The sequence below is a fragment of the Neobacillus sp. B4I6 genome (genome assembly GCF_050434045.1).
In the GTDB taxonomy this organism is placed as follows: domain Bacteria; phylum Bacillota; class Bacilli; order Bacillales; family Cytobacillaceae; genus Neobacillus.
In genome coordinates this window covers 632,236-648,404 of the sequence record NZ_JBNPWB010000002.1, presented here as the reverse complement: position 1 = coordinate 648,404, position 16,169 = coordinate 632,236, and the positions used below count along the sequence as shown (strand labels likewise).

Below are 16,169 nucleotides of genomic sequence, written 5' to 3'. Positions count from 1 at the left end.
CGGTCCTGCCAATGAAGTCAAAAACGACTTCACCGTCAGGACCTCCATCGCTTGTCGGGGCTGAACAAGTCGCCTCCGCTTTTCGTTTAATACTCAGCAAGCTCGCGCATGGCTTTTTCGACTTTATCCGGATTTACCATAAAGAATTTTTCCATTGTTGGAGAATACGGCATTGCCGGTACATCCGGTCCAGCTAAGCGCATAATTGGTGCATCTAATTCAAATAAGCAATTTTCAGCTATGATCGCAGAGACTTCGCTAATGATGCTGCCTTCTTTGTTATCCTCTGTAACAAGAAGGACCTTACCCGTTTTCGATGCAGCTTCAATGATTGCTTCTTTATCAAGTGGATACACGGTCCTCAAATCAAGAATATGTGTTGAGATTCCATCCTTCGCTAATTTTTCAGCGGCTTGAAGGGCAAAATGAACACATAGACCATAAGTAATAACAGTAATATCTTCTCCCTGGCGCTTTACATCCGCTTTTCCGATTGGAAGAGTGTAATCATCAGTCGGGACCTCACCTTTAATTAATCGATAGGCCCGTTTATGTTCGAAGAATAATACCGGATCATTGTCACGGACGGCAGCTTTTAATAGTCCCTTCGCATCGTAAGGTGTGGAGGGCATCACAATTTTCAATCCAGGCTGATTAGCAAAAACAGCTTCAACTGACTGGGAATGATAAAGTGCACCATGAACACCCCCGCCGTATGGCGCACGAATAACCATCGGACAGTTCCAGTCGTTATTGGAGCGATAGCGGATTTTTGCTGCTTCCGAGATAATTTGATTAACTGCTGGCATAATAAAGTCGGCAAATTGCATTTCGGCAATCGGCCGCATGCCGTACATCGCTGCACCGATTCCTACCCCAGCAATTGCTGATTCGGCAAGTGGTGTATCAATGACACGCTCTTCCCCAAATTGCTCATACAATCCTTGCGTCGCCTTAAACACACCGCCTTTTACGCCAACATCTTCACCAAGGACAAATACCCTTGGATCTCGTTCCATTTCTTCTCGCATTGCCATTGTGATTGAATCTATATATGAAATTATCGCCATGTTACATCCCCCTTACAAGTCCGCATAAACATATTTCAGTGCTTCTTCAGGTGCAGAATAAGGAGCATTTTCTGCATAGTCAGTCGCTTCATTCACTTGCTTCATCACGCGGTCATTTATTTCCTTTTCCATCTCATCATCCATGACACCAGTTTCCTTTAAATAGGCCCCAAAAGTTATAATTGGGTCTTGTGTTTTGGCTTTTGCAACCTCATCTGGAGCACGGTAGGAACGGTCGTCATCATCAGAAGAGTGTGGAGTTAGACGATACGATATGGTTTCAATCAATGAAGGGCCTTCCCCACGACGGCCACGCTCCGCTGCTTCCTTTACGACTTTATAAACTTCTAATGGGTCGTTCCCATTAACAGTAAAGCCAGGCATACCATATCCAATTGCACGATCTGAAACCTTTTCACATGCTAATTGTTTTTCGATTGGGACAGAGATCGCGTACTTGTTATTTTCACACATAAAGATAACTGGAAGTTTATGTACACCTGCAAAGTTTGCCCCCTCATGGAAATCCCCTTGGTTAGAGGAACCCTCTCCAAATGTTACAAACGTTACCAAGTCTTTCCTTTCCATCTTCCCGGCAAGGGCAATTCCAACTGCATGTGGAACTTGAGTTGTAACTGGCGAAGAACCTGTGACAATCCGATTTTTCTTTTGGCCAAAATGGCCAGGCATTTGCCGACTACCAGAGTTAGGGTCTTCTGCTTTTGCAAAACCGGATAGCATCAGTTCCCTTGGGGTCATACCAAAAGCCAATACTACCCCCATATCACGATAATACGGAAGAACATAATCTTTTTCACGATCTAGTGCAAATGCTGCTCCCACCTGTGCTGCTTCTTGACCTTGACAAGAAATAACAAATGGTATTTTACCAGCACGGTTCAATAACCACATCCGTTCATCAATTCGGCGGGCTAAAAGCATAGTTTCATACATTTCCAATACTTTTCCGTCGCTTAAACCTAAAGCATCATGACGCTTTTCTGTCATTTATTTCATACCTCCCTATTGTTCGTTACATACATTTAAGAATGGATTGCTTTCCCATCAACTGCGAGTGCAGCCTCACCAATTGCCTCTGACAAAGTTGGGTGTGGATGAATTGTATGTGCAATTTCCCAAGGTGTCGCATCTAATACCATCGCAAGTCCTGCCTCGGTAATCATATCCGTTACATGTGGACCAATCATATGCACCCCAAGAATATCATTGGACTCCTCATCAGCAACAATTTTTACAAAGCCATCAGATTCTCCAAAAACAAGTGCCTTCCCAATAGCACGGAAAGAAAACTTTCCAATTTTCACTTTATGACCTTTTTCTATTGCTTGATCTTCTGTTATCCCGACGCTTGAAACTTCCGGATTACTATAAATACATCTAGAGACCAAATTATAGTCAAATCGAGAAGGATCTTTCCCAGCGATATGTTCAACAGCTACAATCCCTTCATGTGAAGCAACATGGGCCAGTTGTAATCCACCAATCACATCACCAATCGCATAAATATGTGATTCTTTTGTTTGAAAAAATTCATTTGTTAAAATAAAACCCTTCTCCACTTGTATTTCTGTATTATCAAGCCCAATTCCTTCTGTATTTGCTTGACGTCCAACCGAAACTAGAATTTTTTCTGCTTTAAACTCTTTCAATGCACCTTTAACTTCTGCAGAAATCGCCACGCCATTATCCTTAACCAACGTTTCTGGGAGCACTTTTGCACTTGTGACAAGTTTAATTCCCTTTTTCTTCATTAAGCGCTGCATTTCTTTTGATATTTCCTTGTCTTCTGTCGGAATAATGCGGTCAGCATACTCAATAACCGTTACTGACACACCAAAATCCGATAACATAGACGCCCATTCAATTCCAATTACACCCCCACCAACAATTATGATGGAACTTGGAAGTGTTTCTAACTGCAATGCTTCATCAGAGGACATTATATATTCGCCATCAAAATCAAGACCCGGAAGTGTCCTCGGTCTAGAACCTGTTGCGACAATTACATTTTTCGGAAGCAGCATTTCGTTTTCTTTCCCGTTATTCATTTCAACAGAAATGGTTCCCGGCATCGGTGAAAAGATGGATGGCCCCAGGATTCTGCCTAATCCTTCATAGACATCGATTTTGCCTTGCTTCATTAAATGCTGAACTCCTTTGTGAAGTTGATCAATTATTTTATTTTTCCGGTCCTGTACTAAACTAAAATCAACCGTTACATCACTAGTGATAACTCCAAAATCTTTACTATGTTTGGTTGTTGCATAAACTTCCGCACTTCTAAGAAGCGCTTTACTTGGAATACATCCTTTATGTAAACATGTCCCGCCAAGTTTTCCTTTTTCTACAATAGCTGTTTTCAATCCAAGCTGAGAGGCCCTAATGGCAGCTACATAGCCACCAGTTCCCCCGCCAAGAACGACCAAATCATATTCTTGTGCCATTTTCTTTCCTCCCCAAGTACCTTAAATTTTAGCTGTTTTAAATTTACCCGGATAAACTTTTTCCACTTCTTCACCGCGTAAGACTCGTAGTGCTCCTTCAGCTAGAGCTTGAAGTTCGTTTTCCCCTGGCTGAACAATAACATCAGCAATCCAATTAATTCGGTCGGTGATAGATTTCACAAATCCTTTTCCGTAAGCAAGACCGCCAGTCAATATAATTGCATCCACTTTTCCTGATAATACAGCACTGGCAGCCCCAATTTCCTTTGCTACTTGATAGGCCATTGCATCATATACAAGCTTTGCCTCATCATCACCAGCTGCTATTCTTTGTTCTACCTTTACAGCATCATTAGTTCCTAGGTAGCCAACAAGGCCACCTTGGCCCACAAGCATCTTCATTATTTCATCACGGTAATATTCCCCCGAATAACAAAGTGCTACTAAATCCCCAACTGGAACGGTTCCAGCACGTTCGGGGCTAAATGGCCCATCTCCATGAAGACCATTATTAACATCAATTACCTTACCATGTTTATGGATACCAACGGTAATCCCACCACCCATATGGGTAACAATTAAATTCAAGTCATTGTATTTTTCCCCTAATTCCTTTGCTACCCTTCTTGCGACTGCTTTTTGATTCAAGGCATGAAAGATACTTTTCCGTTCAATTAAGGAAAATCCAGAAATTCTCGCTAGTGGTTCAAGCTCATCAACAACAACAGGATCAACGATGAAGGAGGGAATATTTCGTCCAGAAGCAATTTCGTATGCAATGATTCCGCCAAGATTTGATGCATGCTGTCCGGCATAACCAGACCGAAGATCAGCTAACATCACATCATTAACGGCATAAGTTCCACCTTCAATTGGTCTAAGCAAACCTCCACGGCCACATACAGCAGACAGTTTGGAAATATTTATACCTTCATTATCCAGTATTTCCAAAATTGTTGTTTTTCTAAATTCGTATTGATCAATTATATTTGCAAAAGAGTTTATATCCTCTGAATCATGACGAATTGTTTTTTCTAAAATGGAAATATCATTATCGAAAACCCCAATTTTCGTGGATGTCGAGCCTGGGTTGATGACGAGAATCCGATATTCATTATCTTGCAACGTATTTGACCTCCATTTTGGATTTCTTATGGTTGAAGTCGTATGGTAATTTAATATAACTATAAGTGCCCTATGAAAGGCAAAGACGCTGAATTCCCATTCAGCGCTCTGCGAATATATTTTTTAAAAAAGTAGTGCCTATCTAGATATTCTATGACTTAAGATATGGTGGCCATTTTGCAGGAATTGGCTTCTTGAATTACGAATCCTTGCAATTCTTTCTTCTGCCATCCGGTCCGCTGCTACATATGTTGGAATACCATCACGTTTTGAAATTTCAATTACTTTTTCAATCGTTGCATAAAGCTGTTCAACCTTTTTCATTGCCCGTTCTTGGTTGTAGCCATAGAGTTCATCAGCAACATTGATTACCCCGCCAGCATTAATAACATAATCGGGAGCATAGACAATTCCCATTTCGTGGATGATATCACCGTGACGGGTATCTTTTAATTGATTGTTAGCTGAACCAGCAATAACTTTTGCTTTTAGCTGTGGAATCGTTTCATCATTAATTGTTGCCCCTAAAGCACACGGAGCATAGATATCACATTCTACACCATAAATTTCATCAGGGTCGACCGCTAGTGCACCAAATGCTTCAACAGCACGGTTAACCGCCTCTTTATTAATGTCCGTTACAATAAGTTGAGCCCCTTCTTCATGCAAATATTCACAAAGTGTATAGGCTACATTTCCAACACCCTGAACAGCAACTACTTTTCCTTCAAGTGAATCTGTTCCAAACGCCTCTTTTGCCGCTGCTTTCATACCGCGGTAAACACCGAAAGCAGTTACTGGGGAAGGATTACCTGATGAGCCAAATGCCGGTGAAATTCCAGTTACAAAATCTGTCTCTTCATGAATTAAATCCATATCAGCGACTGTTGTACCAACATCTTCTGCTGTAATATATCTGCCGTTTAGTCCTTGGATGTAACGGCCAAATGCACGAAACATGGCCTCATTCTTATCTTTTCTTGGATCGCCAATGATAACCGTTTTACCTCCACCAAGATTTAATCCTGCGGCAGCATTCTTATAAGTCATTCCTTTTGCTAAGCGTAGGGCATCTTCAATTGCAGCTTCTTCAGATGCATAAGTCCACATACGTGTTCCACCCAATGCTGGCCCTAAAGTTGTATCATGAATAGCAATAATTGCTTTTAATCCTGATTGTTTATCCTGGCAGAATACTACTTGCTCATAATCGTATTGTTCTAAGTACTTGAAAATTTCCATGTAAAATTCCTCCTCGATTATTGACTATCTATTTGTTGTTGCACAGCATAATGCCAGTGCAAGAGAATAAAGCTTACTTTCAGCAGAATCAGCTCTGGACGTTAACACAATTGGTGCCTTTGCCCCGGCTATTACCGCACCGACTTTTGCATTTGCGAAATATATTAATGATTTATATAATACATTACCTACTTCGATAGTGGGTACTAATAAAATATCTGCATTTCCCGCCACTTCACTATGAATTCCTTTGTGTTCGGCAGCCAGTGTTGACACGGCATTATCTAAAGCTAACGGGCCATCTACTATACAATCAGATATTTGTCCTCGTTTATTCATCACAGTTAATAATGCTGCATCTAATGTAGCCTGCATTGCCGGATTAACTACTTCCACGGCAGCAATAGGGGCCACTTTAGGTATTTCTATTCCAATCGACCTCGCAAGGGAAACAGCATTCTTAATAATTTGTGCTTTCTCTTCTAAATCGGGAGCAATATTCATTGCAGCATCTGTTACAATCGTAAAACGATTGAAACCTGGAACCTCAAATGCAGCTATATGTGATAAAACATTTCCAGTCCTAAGTCCGTGTTCCTTATTCAAGACTGCTTTTAAGAAAATATTGGTTGGAATATTACCTTTCATTAAGACATTTGCTTCTTTGTTAAAAACGGCCTTTACAGCTAATTCTGCAGCAGCAGCATTAGAATTTGCATTGATAACTTTTAGATAATTATTTCTAATGTTTTTCTGTTTTTTTAATTCAATAATTGAATTTATTTTTTCTTCATCACCAAATAGAATAAAATTGGCAAGATTCCGGTCTAATGCAGCTATAACCGCTTCAATGACTTCTAGATCTTCTGCAGCAGCAACTGCAACAGTGTTTGAACTTACTTGGGCTGCTTTGTTAATTAGTGAATCCAGCAACAAGTTGTCATCAACCCTTTCTCCTCTTACTACAACTCCCATAATGTAATATGCAATTTCCGTGCCAAACAAATCCCCATGAAAACGCTTTATTATTCATCCTAAAGTATGAAACATTTTTCATAATACGAAATTTATTGCATGCTATTCTTTTCAATGTTGTATTTTTCAAGCTTATAATATAAATTCCTCACAGACAATCCCAGCGTTTTCGCTGTCAATGTCTTATTTCCATTTAAGCGAAGAAGTGTCTGCTTAATAATTTTCGTCTCATATTCATCCATCATATCTGATAAGGAACGGTCTATCACAAAGGAATCGTTACTGTAGCTTAAAGAGGGTTCATTTGTGCTTTTTTTATTTTTTAACTCTGGTAGGTGATGAACATCAATAAGGAGCTCATAATAATTCATAAAAATAATCGCTCTGCCAAGAATATTTTCTAATTCTCGAACATTTCCTGGCCATTCATAATCCATTAACTGGTGTAACGCTGCCGGTGTGATTCCTTCAACGTTTCGTCCATAGTCCTGGCTTATTTTTTGAATAAGCCGCTCATTTAAAAGAGGAATTTCCTCTTTTCGCTTCCTTAATGGAGGGATATGGATTGGCATTCGATTTAAACGATAATATAAGTCTTCCCGAAAGGAGCCTTTAGCAATACCCTTTTCTAAATTGACATTAGTTGCCGCAATAACTCTTACATTAATGGAAATTGGCTTTGTCCCACCGACTCGGATAATTTCTTTTTCTTGAAGTACTCTCAGTAATTTTGCTTGTGTATTCACTGGAAGTTCACCAATTTCATCGAGAAAAATACTCCCATTATTAGCTTCTTCGAAAAAGCCTCTTTTTCCTCCTCTCATGGCACCAGAAAAAGCACCTTCCTCATAGCCGAATAGTTCACTTTCTAACAATGTTTCCGAAATTGCAGCGCAATTGACCCTGATAAATTTGTTATATTTACGGTCGCTTGCATTATGTATAGCATGGGCAAACAATTCTTTCCCGGTTCCTGATTCACCCCTAAGGAGAACGGTTGCAGGTGTTTTCGCTCCTAGTTTAGCTTGTTCAATCGCAAGCATCATTTCATCAGATTGAGCAATTATATCCTCAAAGGTGTATTTCGCTTCAAGCTTGCGGATCAGTTGTCGTGCGCGGTTCAATTCTCTATTCAGTGATTTTATTTCGGACATATCATGAATAACGCCAACACTGCCTTTTAATTTCCCTTTTACGATAATCGGGGCCACATTTACTATTACTTCTCGTTTGTTTGGCCCCACTCTCATCGGAACGCCGCGTACAGCTCTTCTGGTTTGCAACACCTTCATGTGCATACTCTCCCCTTCAGAAATATCCGCTGTAGCTGGTTGACCAATAATCTGATCATGGGTCAGTCCAGTAATACGGGAGTATGCTGGATTAATAAGAATGCCTCTGCCATTTTCATCCACAACAGAAATTGCATCATCACTAGAATGGATAATGGCTTGCAACATGGTTTGAATTTCCTTTAAATCCGTAAGTTCTTCAGCAAGATTAACAACCTCAGTAATATCTTTAAAAACAGCAAACGCACCTATTAAGGTCCCATTTTCCTCGATAATTGGAATACGGGTCGTAATGATTTTTCTATCATTACTCAGAACCATTTCTTGGTTTGCTTCAATTCTTCTTGTTTCTACAATTTGAGGCAGCCTTGTTGTTGGAATAACATCAACAACAAATTTCCCAATTGCCTGTACACTCTTTACACCCATGATTTCTTGTGCCCGTTTGTTGAATAAAATGACCTTTCCGTACTTATCAATAACAATCATTCCATCATTTGCAGCATTAAAGATTAGTTCCTGCTGGTAGGATTCATTTTTATGCTTTTCAATTAGCTCCTCTTTTTCTTGCATAATTTTTGCGACCAGAAATGCAACGCTTCCTGGAATCAGAATGGTATTTTGACTTTTAGCTTTTCTAAGTTCTTGGAAAACAGTATCGTTTCCTGTTACTTCAATGATAATATCAATAGAACCTGCTAAAAATGGGCGCCAGTCTTCCCCTGTTTTTATTCCCTCTTCTTGTGCGAATAAAATTCCCGGTGCATCCAAGTTCCGATCAATTACCACACTGACTTTTAATACTTCAGATTCTTTTAAAATTTTTAAGATTGCCGTACCACCTTTACCAGCACCAACAATCATGACATTTTGCATTTTTTCTACCCCTTTAAGAAATTTTTTTCATATCATCTTAAGAAAAATATGCAACTTTTTTCATATCTATTTTATAACCAAACACAATCCTTGACAAATTTTATCTATATAATAATATTTTGATGAGATATAATCTTAATATGACATGATATTACAGTAAAATTTGAAACTGGAAGGATTTATTTATGAAGCGAATAATTGCCCTCATCATAGTATTGATTCCTGGAATTTTGGCTGCTGTTGGTATTAAATTAATGCGTGATATGTTATTCGGGATTTTACAAGCTCCATTCCCTAATTTATTGTTGCAATTTCTAGCTGGGTTTATCTTTTTTGTCGGCGGTCTAGGGTTTGTGGCAGGATTTATCTTTCATCGAGACCGAAAAAGAAGCAAGGTTCAAAAAAGGTTTAAAAATACAAAATAAAAAGAGGCCTCTACGGTCTCTTTTCATATTGTTTTCGTATTTTTAACGCTTTTACTGGATCATCCGTAATAAACGCCGTGCAATTAATCTTAAAAAGGCGATGCATATCTATCTCTTTATTAACAGTATATGGCCGTACGGCAATCCCGTTATTTATTGTATTTATGATAACATCATCAGACATGACTGAGTATTTTGGATGGATCCCCTTAGCTCGGATCGCTTGGGAATAAATCCATGGCATGTAGATGCCTTCAAGAAAAAGAGGGGCTATTTCAATTTCAGGTGCTAGGCTGTAACTATAGACAATACTATAGTGATTGAAAGAGGAAATAATAATCCGATCGATTAAATTAAATTTTCGAACAAGTTGAATGACTTTTTCTTCCATCCCCTTATAGGGAAATAGCCCGTTCTTTAATTCAATATTACATAATAATCTATTGGATGTGAGCCACTCAAGAACTTCAGTTAATGCAGGTATAGGTTCTTTTTTGCTTTTTAGATTGGCGTTCAATTTCCGAAGATCTTTAAATAAGAAATCTTTTACAAACCCGTTCCCGTTCGTTGTTCGGTCTACTTTTTCATCATGAATGACAACTAATTCGCCGTCTTTTGTTAACTGAACATCCAATTCCAACCCATCTGCACCTGCTTTTTCTGCTTCACGAAAGGCTCCTAATGTATTTTCTGCAAAAGAAGCCGAATAGCCACGGTGCGCAAAAATCTGAGTCATATTTTCACTTCCCAACTTTCTAATTGGAGGAATTTCAAATGAAACCTTTACAGTTATCACCAGAAACAGCAATCAAGCTATCCCAAAAGTTAAATGTGCCTATAGAACAGATTATGCATATGCCCCAACATATTCTCATCCAAAAATTAATGGAATTGGAGAAAGAGGAGAAAAAATAACATAAATAAAAACACCAACTTTAAGTGTTAAAAAAAAGCCTTCATTTCTTTCGATGAAGGCTTACAATTAATTATTATTTCAAGATGCCTTGTGTTCCAGCCTCAATTTATCCGCAACCATGGCAATAAATTCAGAATTCGTCGGTTTTGCCTTAGACATGCTGACAGTGTATCCGAATAGCGAAGAAATGGAATCAATGTTTCCCCGGCTCCAAGCCACTTCAATGGCATGACGGATTGCTCGTTCCACACGGCTCGCTGTTGTGTTATATTTTTTGGCGATATCTGGATACAACACTTTCGTAATTGACCCTAAAAGTTCGATATCGTTATATACCATTGAAATGGCCTCGCGTAAGTACAGATATCCTTTAATATGTGCTGGGACACCAATTTCATGAATGATGCTTGTAATACTAGCATCCAAATTTTTAGGTTTTTGCTCAGTTTGAGAACGATAAGTTGTTGATGTTGATTTTCGTGTAAATGAATTGTTATTTCCGCTAACTTGTCGAATATGGCTTCCTAAATTCTCCATATCAAATGGTTTCAAAATAAAGTAGGAAGCACCAAGTTCAACTGCTTTTTTTGTCACATCTTCCTGACCAAAGGCAGTGAGCATAATAACGTTGGGAAGTACTCCCTTTTTAAGATCACGGAGGCGCTCAAGTACAGCCAAACCATCAAGATGCGGCATAATAATATCCAAAACTAGAACGTCAGGATCCGTTGTCGATAACATTTCTAGACACTCTTGTCCATTATGAGCAATTCCTACAACTTCCATATCATCTTGGGACGAAATAAAGTCCTCTAATAGTCCAACTAGCTCCCTATTGTCATCAACGACACAAACTTTAATTTTCTTCACTTCTAGTTCCTCCTCGGGTTTAAATCATAAGATCTATTTCATCTAACATTTCTAATCAGTTGTATTCTCCTAATTCTATTCTAAATTAGAAATTCGACAATGCAACAAAAATTCCTCTCATTTTTTTAATATTTCTTAAAATAGTGATAAAATCTAATCTTTTCTTTGTTTTTCTCGCCTTTTCGACGTAAACCGCGTTATTTCCAAAATATGGATGTTTTTTGTCGAAAAATGTTTATGTAAAAAGCAAAATAGGGGGATTTTCCTATTTTGCTCCAATGTCCTAACTCGCTTTATTTTTTGGCATTTCATATATGTTAATTCCAGCTTCATTTAACATCCATTCAATGTGTACCCCGTATCCTGAGGTTGGATCATTAACAAAAACATGTGTAACTGCTCCAATTAGTTTTCCATCTTGAATAATCGGGCTGCCGCTCATCCCTTGAACAATACCTCCTGTTTTTTTAAGGAGCTTAGGGTCGGTTACTTTTATTACCATGCCTTTGGTTGCTGGAAACTTTTGCGGGATTGTGCTGACAATTTCGATATCAAATTCTTCTACTTGGTCATCATTAACGACCGTTAATATCTTTGCGGGTCCTTCTTTTACTTGATGTGATAATGCGATAGGCAGTGGTTTATCCATAACACCATTTTTTAATTCTTTTACCATTTCACCAAAAATACCAAATGGGCTGTTCTTTTGGATATTACCAACGATTTCTCGGTCCGAAGAAAAGCGGGCAAGTTTTTCACCAGGGTCTCCGTTACTTCCCTTTTCAATGGAAGTTACAGTAGACCGGACAATTTGTCCATCTTCAACAACAATTGGCTGTTTTGTATCCATGTCTGATATTACATGACCAAGGGCACCATATTTCTTAGATTGTGGATGAACAAAGGTCATTGTTCCAATTCCTGCAGCGGAATCTCTAATATATAAACCAAGCTTATAAATATTTTCCCCTTTGTCTTTTAATGGGGTTAATTGTGTAGTAAATTTTCCACTTTCCCGACTAATAACCATATCGAGAGGTTTTCCTTCTTGTCCTGCGGTTTGTACAAATGGTGCTACATCTGACATTTTTTCAATTTTATTACCGTTAATTTCAGTAATGATATCCCCAATTTTTATACCTGCAATTTCACCTGGAGACTTTTTTCCAGATATAGTATTGATTAAATGGTGGCCCACAACCAAAACGCCGACTGTGTTTAATTTTACGCCGATTGACTGCCCGCCTGGAATGACTCTAAAATCCTTTAAGACGCGTACGTCAACCTTTTTTATAGGAATCCCTGCAAACTCTAACAGCATTTCATTTTTTCCATTTTCAGTTGCCTTCATTGAAACCGTATGTTTTCCTTGATCAAGTGTAATATTCGAATTGCGAGAAACCAAAGCGGCTGATACCGGGGCAGCCTTCTGAAAATTATAGTCTTGTCCTTCAAAAACTGTAATTGTTTTAGGTATCGCAAGGTATTGCTGTATAGGCTGAAAAAAAATAAGGCTAATTAATGAAACAAGGAGAATTCCACCAATAATCTTTCTAATTATTTCTAACTTCAAATTCTTCACTCTCCTCGCTTCTTTTCATTACATTGAAATGGCTACATCTTTAATTTTGCCTCCTTGACAATCATTTATAACTTGGTTCTACATAAAAAAGCTACCCGAAATGGATAGCATTACAATTTTTATTAAAAATATAGAAATTTTAGCCTTTTTACGGCAAATGTTTCAGTTTAGTGACTTGTCAAAGCACTACCACTTTTTTTGTTTTCTGCAGCTAAATATAATAATTCTTCTGCATGTTTTTTAGTGAGGTCAGTTATTTCTGTTCCAGATATCATCCGGCCAATTTCATTAATTTTTTCATTAATCTCTAACGGGGTAACAGAAGTTTTCGTTCTACCCCCTTTTATGATCTTTGAAATGAACAAGTGAGTATCAGCCATGGCTGCTACCTGAGGCAGATGCGAAATACACAAAACCTGTGATTCGGCAGCCACCTTATAGATTTTCTCCGCAATTGATTGGGCAACCCTGCCGCTTACACCAGTATCAACCTCATCGAAAATTATGGATGTTACTCCTTGATGCTTGGAAAAAATACTTTTTAATGCCAACATAATTCTAGATAATTCCCCTCCAGAAGCAACCTTTGATAAGGGCTTCAATGGTTCTCCGGGGTTAGTTGAGATAAAAAATTCTATATGGTCCACACCGTTTTTTGTAAATTGAATGGTATTTGTTTCAAAACGAATTTCAAAAACAGTTTTCGCCATATACAATTCTTTTAATTCTTTATGTATTAACCTTGTCAGTTTATCTGCCCATTTAAGACGAATTTCAGTTAACTGCTTCGCTTCAAGGATTAAGTCTTTTTTTACAGAAGTTAATTCTTTTTCTAATTCGCTTATATGTGTTTCTTTATTTTGCAATGTTTCAATTTCTTCTTCAATATTTGCAGCATACTCTAATATTTCATGAATTGTTTTTCCGTATTTGCGTTTGAGCTGATTAATTTCATTCAACCGGTCTTCGATTTCATGTAACCGTTGCGGGTCGAACTCTAATATATCTAACTCATTTCTTAGTGCACGCGCCGCATCTTCTAATTGGTAGTAGCTATTCGAGACAGATTCGTAGATGTCTTTATACGCCGTATCAAGTGCCGCAGCGTCTTCTAGGTGCCCCATAACCATACTAATCCAATCCAGCCCTTTTTGTTCTCCCTGCAAGGCTGTATGGCTGGACTGAATGGCTCCAAATACTCTTTCGAAATTAGTTAGTTTTCTTTTTTCCTCAAAAAGATCTTCATCTTCATTAAGCTTTAAATTTGCCTTTTGAATTTCATCCAATTGAAACTGTATTAAATCTAGCCGATGGGCAGTTTGTTGATCATTTTCACTTAATGCTTTTAACTTTTGGAAGGTTTGCTCATAACGACGAAATACTTGCTGGTATTCACCTTGTGAAGGTAGTATATCATCTGCTCCAAATTGATCTAGCAGTGTTAGGTGTCTTGAGTCATCCATTAACTCTTGATGCTCATGCTGACCATGGATATCAACGAGTGTTCCTCCGATTTCCCTGAGAATGGAGATTGTCACAAGCTTTCCATTCACTCGGCAAACACTTTTACCGGTTTGGGCAATATCTCGTCGTAAGATTACCGTTCCTTCGTCAATGTCAATCCCAAATTCTAAAGCTTTAGCAATTACCGGATGTTTGTTATCATCAATCTGAAAAAGCCCTTCGATTTCCGCCTTATCCTCACCATGACGAACAAATTCTGCAGACCCTCTGCCACCAACTAATAAATGAATAGCATCAATGATGATTGATTTACCTGCACCCGTTTCACCTGTTAAAACCGTTAATCCCTTTGTAAATGTTACAGATAAGGCTTCGATAATAGCGAAATTTTTAATTGATAATTCTGCTAACAAGGAACATTCCCCCAATTAAAGCATATCTAGGAACCGGTTTGTGATAACTTCAGTATCTTCCGGAGTTCGACAAATGATTAACATTGTGTCATCCCCACAGATGGTCCCTAATATTTCATCCCAATCGAGATTATCGATTAGTGCGCCAATTGCCATTGCATTACCTGGCAGGCACTTCATGACAAGCAAATGACCTGCCGCATCAATCCGTACAAACGCATCGATTAATGATCTTTTCAACTTTTGTAATGGATTAAATCTTTGGTCAGCAGGTAAGCTGTACTTATATCGTCCATCGCTTAATGGAACCTTAACAAGATGTAATTCTTTAATATCCCTAGAAACGGTTGCTTGTGTTACATTATAGCCAGCACTTTTTAGTTCATCCACTAACTCGTCCTGTGTTTCGATATCATTAGTTGCAATGATTTCTCTTATTTTTATATGGCGTTGGCCTTTGTTCATTGTTTCACCCCATAATAGTTAAAACATCTAAGTAATATGTACTAACACGCTCTTATACACATGTTAGCCGATTTTTACAAGCTTGTACATTTTTTCTTGTGAAAAGGGGGGAATTTTCATTCCAAAAGAAGAAAAGGATAAGCATCAGCCTACCCTTCTGAATTTTGTTTTGTTTTAAGTTCCACGTGTGATTCCTTTACAATTTCAATAGGGGTGACAAGTAATTGATTAACTCCAATTTCCCGTTCCCCTTCCCATTTGAGATGGAGCAGGTACTCAATGTTTCCATCCCCGCCAGTGATGGGTGAAAAGGATAAGTTTTTTATTGTGTATCCTTGCTGAAAGGCAAAATTAATGATTTTATCAATTACTTGTAAATGTACTTTTTCATCACGAATGATCCCTTTTTTACCAACCTGTTCACGTCCAGCCTCAAATTGCGGTTTTACTAGTGCTATGACGTCACTTTCAGGGACTAAGAGTGTTTTTAAGACAGGTAATATCAACGTTAAGGAGATAAACGATACATCGATTGTGGCGAAATTTGGCATCTCTCCAATTAAATCGACAGGTGTAACATAGCGGAAATTTGTCCTCTCCATTACTACGACACGTTCATCCTGTCTAAGTTTCCAAGCAAGCTGATTATAGCCTACATCCAAAGCATAGGACATTTTTGCACCGTTCTGTAATGCACAATCGGTAAAGCCGCCAGTAGAAGATCCAATGTCGAGCAATACTTTGTTCGTAACACTCACATCAAATACCTTCAAAGCCTTTTCAAGCTTTAATCCACCACGGCTTACATACGGAAGGATCTTCCCTTTGATACTAAGTGGAATATCCGTTTTCACCTTTTCTCCTGGTTTATCCAATCGCTCTTCGTTTGAATAAACTAGCCCTGCCATAATCGTTCGTTTTGCCTTTTCTCTGGTTTCAATTAAACCTCTTTCTACAAGTAAAACGTCTAACCGTTCTTTATTTTTCAT

15 protein-coding genes are annotated in these 16,169 nt (G+C 38.4%); 2 read left to right on the top strand and 13 right to left on the bottom strand.

All coding sequences use genetic code 11. The features are described 5' to 3' along the window. Positions 1-86: 86 nt before the first annotated feature. The 7 genes from QF028_RS05070 to QF028_RS05040 form a co-directional block, all read right to left on the bottom strand. A complete protein-coding gene (locus QF028_RS05070) occupies positions 87-1,070 on the bottom strand; it encodes an alpha-ketoacid dehydrogenase subunit beta (RefSeq protein ID WP_168245010.1) in 984 nt (327 codons plus the stop codon). Between the two features lie 12 nt (positions 1,071-1,082). Continuing rightward, on the bottom strand, positions 1,083-2,078 hold the full coding sequence (locus QF028_RS05065) for a thiamine pyrophosphate-dependent dehydrogenase E1 component subunit alpha (RefSeq protein WP_410888582.1): 996 nt from the start codon (positions 2,076-2,078) through the stop codon (positions 1,083-1,085). Between the two features lie 35 nt (positions 2,079-2,113). Next, positions 2,114-3,535, bottom strand: a complete 1,422-nt coding sequence (lpdA, locus tag QF028_RS05060; RefSeq protein WP_429464412.1) for a dihydrolipoyl dehydrogenase — start codon at positions 3,533-3,535, stop codon at positions 2,114-2,116. A 21-nt stretch (positions 3,536-3,556) separates the two neighbouring features. Further along, entirely contained in the window at positions 3,557-4,660 is a 1,104-nt protein-coding gene (gene buk / locus QF028_RS05055) for a butyrate kinase (protein ID WP_429464411.1), read from the bottom strand. Positions 4,661-4,798: 138 nt separating this feature from the next. Further along, a complete protein-coding gene (bcd, locus tag QF028_RS05050; protein WP_215005185.1) occupies positions 4,799-5,902 on the bottom strand; it encodes a Leu/Phe/Val dehydrogenase in 1,104 nt (367 codons plus the stop codon). 24 nt (positions 5,903-5,926) lie between these two features. Further along, the gene (yqiS, locus tag QF028_RS05045; RefSeq protein WP_429472182.1) at positions 5,927-6,838 is read right to left on the bottom strand and encodes a phosphate butyryltransferase; all 912 of its coding nucleotides are present in this window, start codon (positions 6,836-6,838) and stop codon (positions 5,927-5,929) included. A 131-nt stretch (positions 6,839-6,969) separates the two neighbouring features. Next, positions 6,970-9,045 carry a sigma 54-interacting transcriptional regulator gene (locus tag QF028_RS05040; protein WP_429464410.1) on the bottom strand — a complete coding sequence of 692 codons (2,076 nt, stop codon included), beginning with the start codon at positions 9,043-9,045 and terminating at the stop codon, positions 6,970-6,972. Between the two features lie 185 nt (positions 9,046-9,230). Here QF028_RS05040 and QF028_RS05035 point away from each other — a divergent pair, with 185 nt between their 5' ends. After that, positions 9,231-9,470, top strand: a complete 240-nt coding sequence (locus QF028_RS05035) for a DUF2627 domain-containing protein (protein WP_214717215.1) — start codon at positions 9,231-9,233, stop codon at positions 9,468-9,470. 10 nt (positions 9,471-9,480) lie between these two features. On the opposite strand, the gene QF028_RS05030 is transcribed toward QF028_RS05035, so the two are convergent. Beyond that, complete coding sequence (locus tag QF028_RS05030) at positions 9,481-10,206, bottom strand: glycerophosphodiester phosphodiesterase (RefSeq protein ID WP_410888586.1); 726 nt, start codon at positions 10,204-10,206, stop codon at positions 9,481-9,483. A 38-nt stretch (positions 10,207-10,244) separates the two neighbouring features. On the opposite strand from QF028_RS05030, the gene QF028_RS05025 reads away from it, so the two are divergent. Beyond that, the gene (locus tag QF028_RS05025) at positions 10,245-10,385 is read left to right on the top strand and encodes a YycC family protein (RefSeq protein WP_215005197.1); all 141 of its coding nucleotides are present in this window, start codon (positions 10,245-10,247) and stop codon (positions 10,383-10,385) included. A gap of 79 nt (positions 10,386-10,464) precedes the next feature. On the opposite strand, the gene spo0A is transcribed toward QF028_RS05025, so the two are convergent. From spo0A to QF028_RS05000, 5 genes are all read right to left on the bottom strand, one after another. Then, the gene (gene spo0A, locus QF028_RS05020) at positions 10,465-11,256 is read right to left on the bottom strand and encodes a sporulation transcription factor Spo0A (protein WP_214713105.1); all 792 of its coding nucleotides are present in this window, start codon (positions 11,254-11,256) and stop codon (positions 10,465-10,467) included. A 283-nt stretch (positions 11,257-11,539) separates the two neighbouring features. Further along, on the bottom strand, positions 11,540-12,829 hold the full coding sequence (gene spoIVB / locus QF028_RS05015) for a SpoIVB peptidase (RefSeq protein ID WP_410888587.1): 1,290 nt from the start codon (positions 12,827-12,829) through the stop codon (positions 11,540-11,542). Between the two features lie 176 nt (positions 12,830-13,005). Then, positions 13,006-14,715: a DNA repair protein RecN gene (gene recN / locus QF028_RS05010; protein ID WP_429464409.1), complete on the bottom strand. Its 1,710-nt coding sequence runs from the start codon at positions 14,713-14,715 to the stop codon at positions 13,006-13,008. Positions 14,716-14,730: 15 nt separating this feature from the next. Beyond that, the gene (gene ahrC, locus QF028_RS05005) at positions 14,731-15,180 is read right to left on the bottom strand and encodes a transcriptional regulator AhrC/ArgR (protein WP_088088912.1); all 450 of its coding nucleotides are present in this window, start codon (positions 15,178-15,180) and stop codon (positions 14,731-14,733) included. A 149-nt stretch (positions 15,181-15,329) separates the two neighbouring features. Continuing rightward, positions 15,330-16,169, bottom strand: coding sequence for a TlyA family RNA methyltransferase (locus QF028_RS05000; RefSeq protein ID WP_215005206.1), 840 nt, complete (start codon positions 16,167-16,169; stop codon positions 15,330-15,332).

Excerpts from the sequence above, each read along its gene's own strand:
- QF028_RS05000 (WP_215005206.1), bottom strand. The coding sequence starts at position 16,169 with ATGAAAAATAAAGAACGGTTAGACGTTTTACTTGTAGAAAGAGGTTTA.
- QF028_RS05070 (WP_168245010.1), bottom strand. The coding sequence starts at position 1,070 with ATGGCGATAATTTCATATATAGATTCAATCACAATGGCAATGCGAGAA.
- QF028_RS05065 (WP_410888582.1), bottom strand. The coding sequence starts at position 2,078 with ATGACAGAAAAGCGTCATGATGCTTTAGGTTTAAGCGACGGAAAAGTA.
- QF028_RS05025 (WP_215005197.1), top strand. The coding sequence starts at position 10,245 with ATGAAACCTTTACAGTTATCACCAGAAACAGCAATCAAGCTATCCCAA.
- QF028_RS05040 (WP_429464410.1), bottom strand. The coding sequence starts at position 9,045 with ATGCAAAATGTCATGATTGTTGGTGCTGGTAAAGGTGGTACGGCAATC.
- bcd (WP_215005185.1), bottom strand. The coding sequence starts at position 5,902 with ATGGAAATTTTCAAGTACTTAGAACAATACGATTATGAGCAAGTAGTA.
- lpdA (WP_429464412.1), bottom strand. The coding sequence starts at position 3,535 with ATGGCACAAGAATATGATTTGGTCGTTCTTGGCGGGGGAACTGGTGGC.
- ahrC (WP_088088912.1), bottom strand. The coding sequence starts at position 15,180 with ATGAACAAAGGCCAACGCCATATAAAAATAAGAGAAATCATTGCAACT.
- QF028_RS05030 (WP_410888586.1), bottom strand. The coding sequence starts at position 10,206 with ATGACTCAGATTTTTGCGCACCGTGGCTATTCGGCTTCTTTTGCAGAA.
- QF028_RS05035 (WP_214717215.1), top strand. The coding sequence starts at position 9,231 with ATGAAGCGAATAATTGCCCTCATCATAGTATTGATTCCTGGAATTTTG.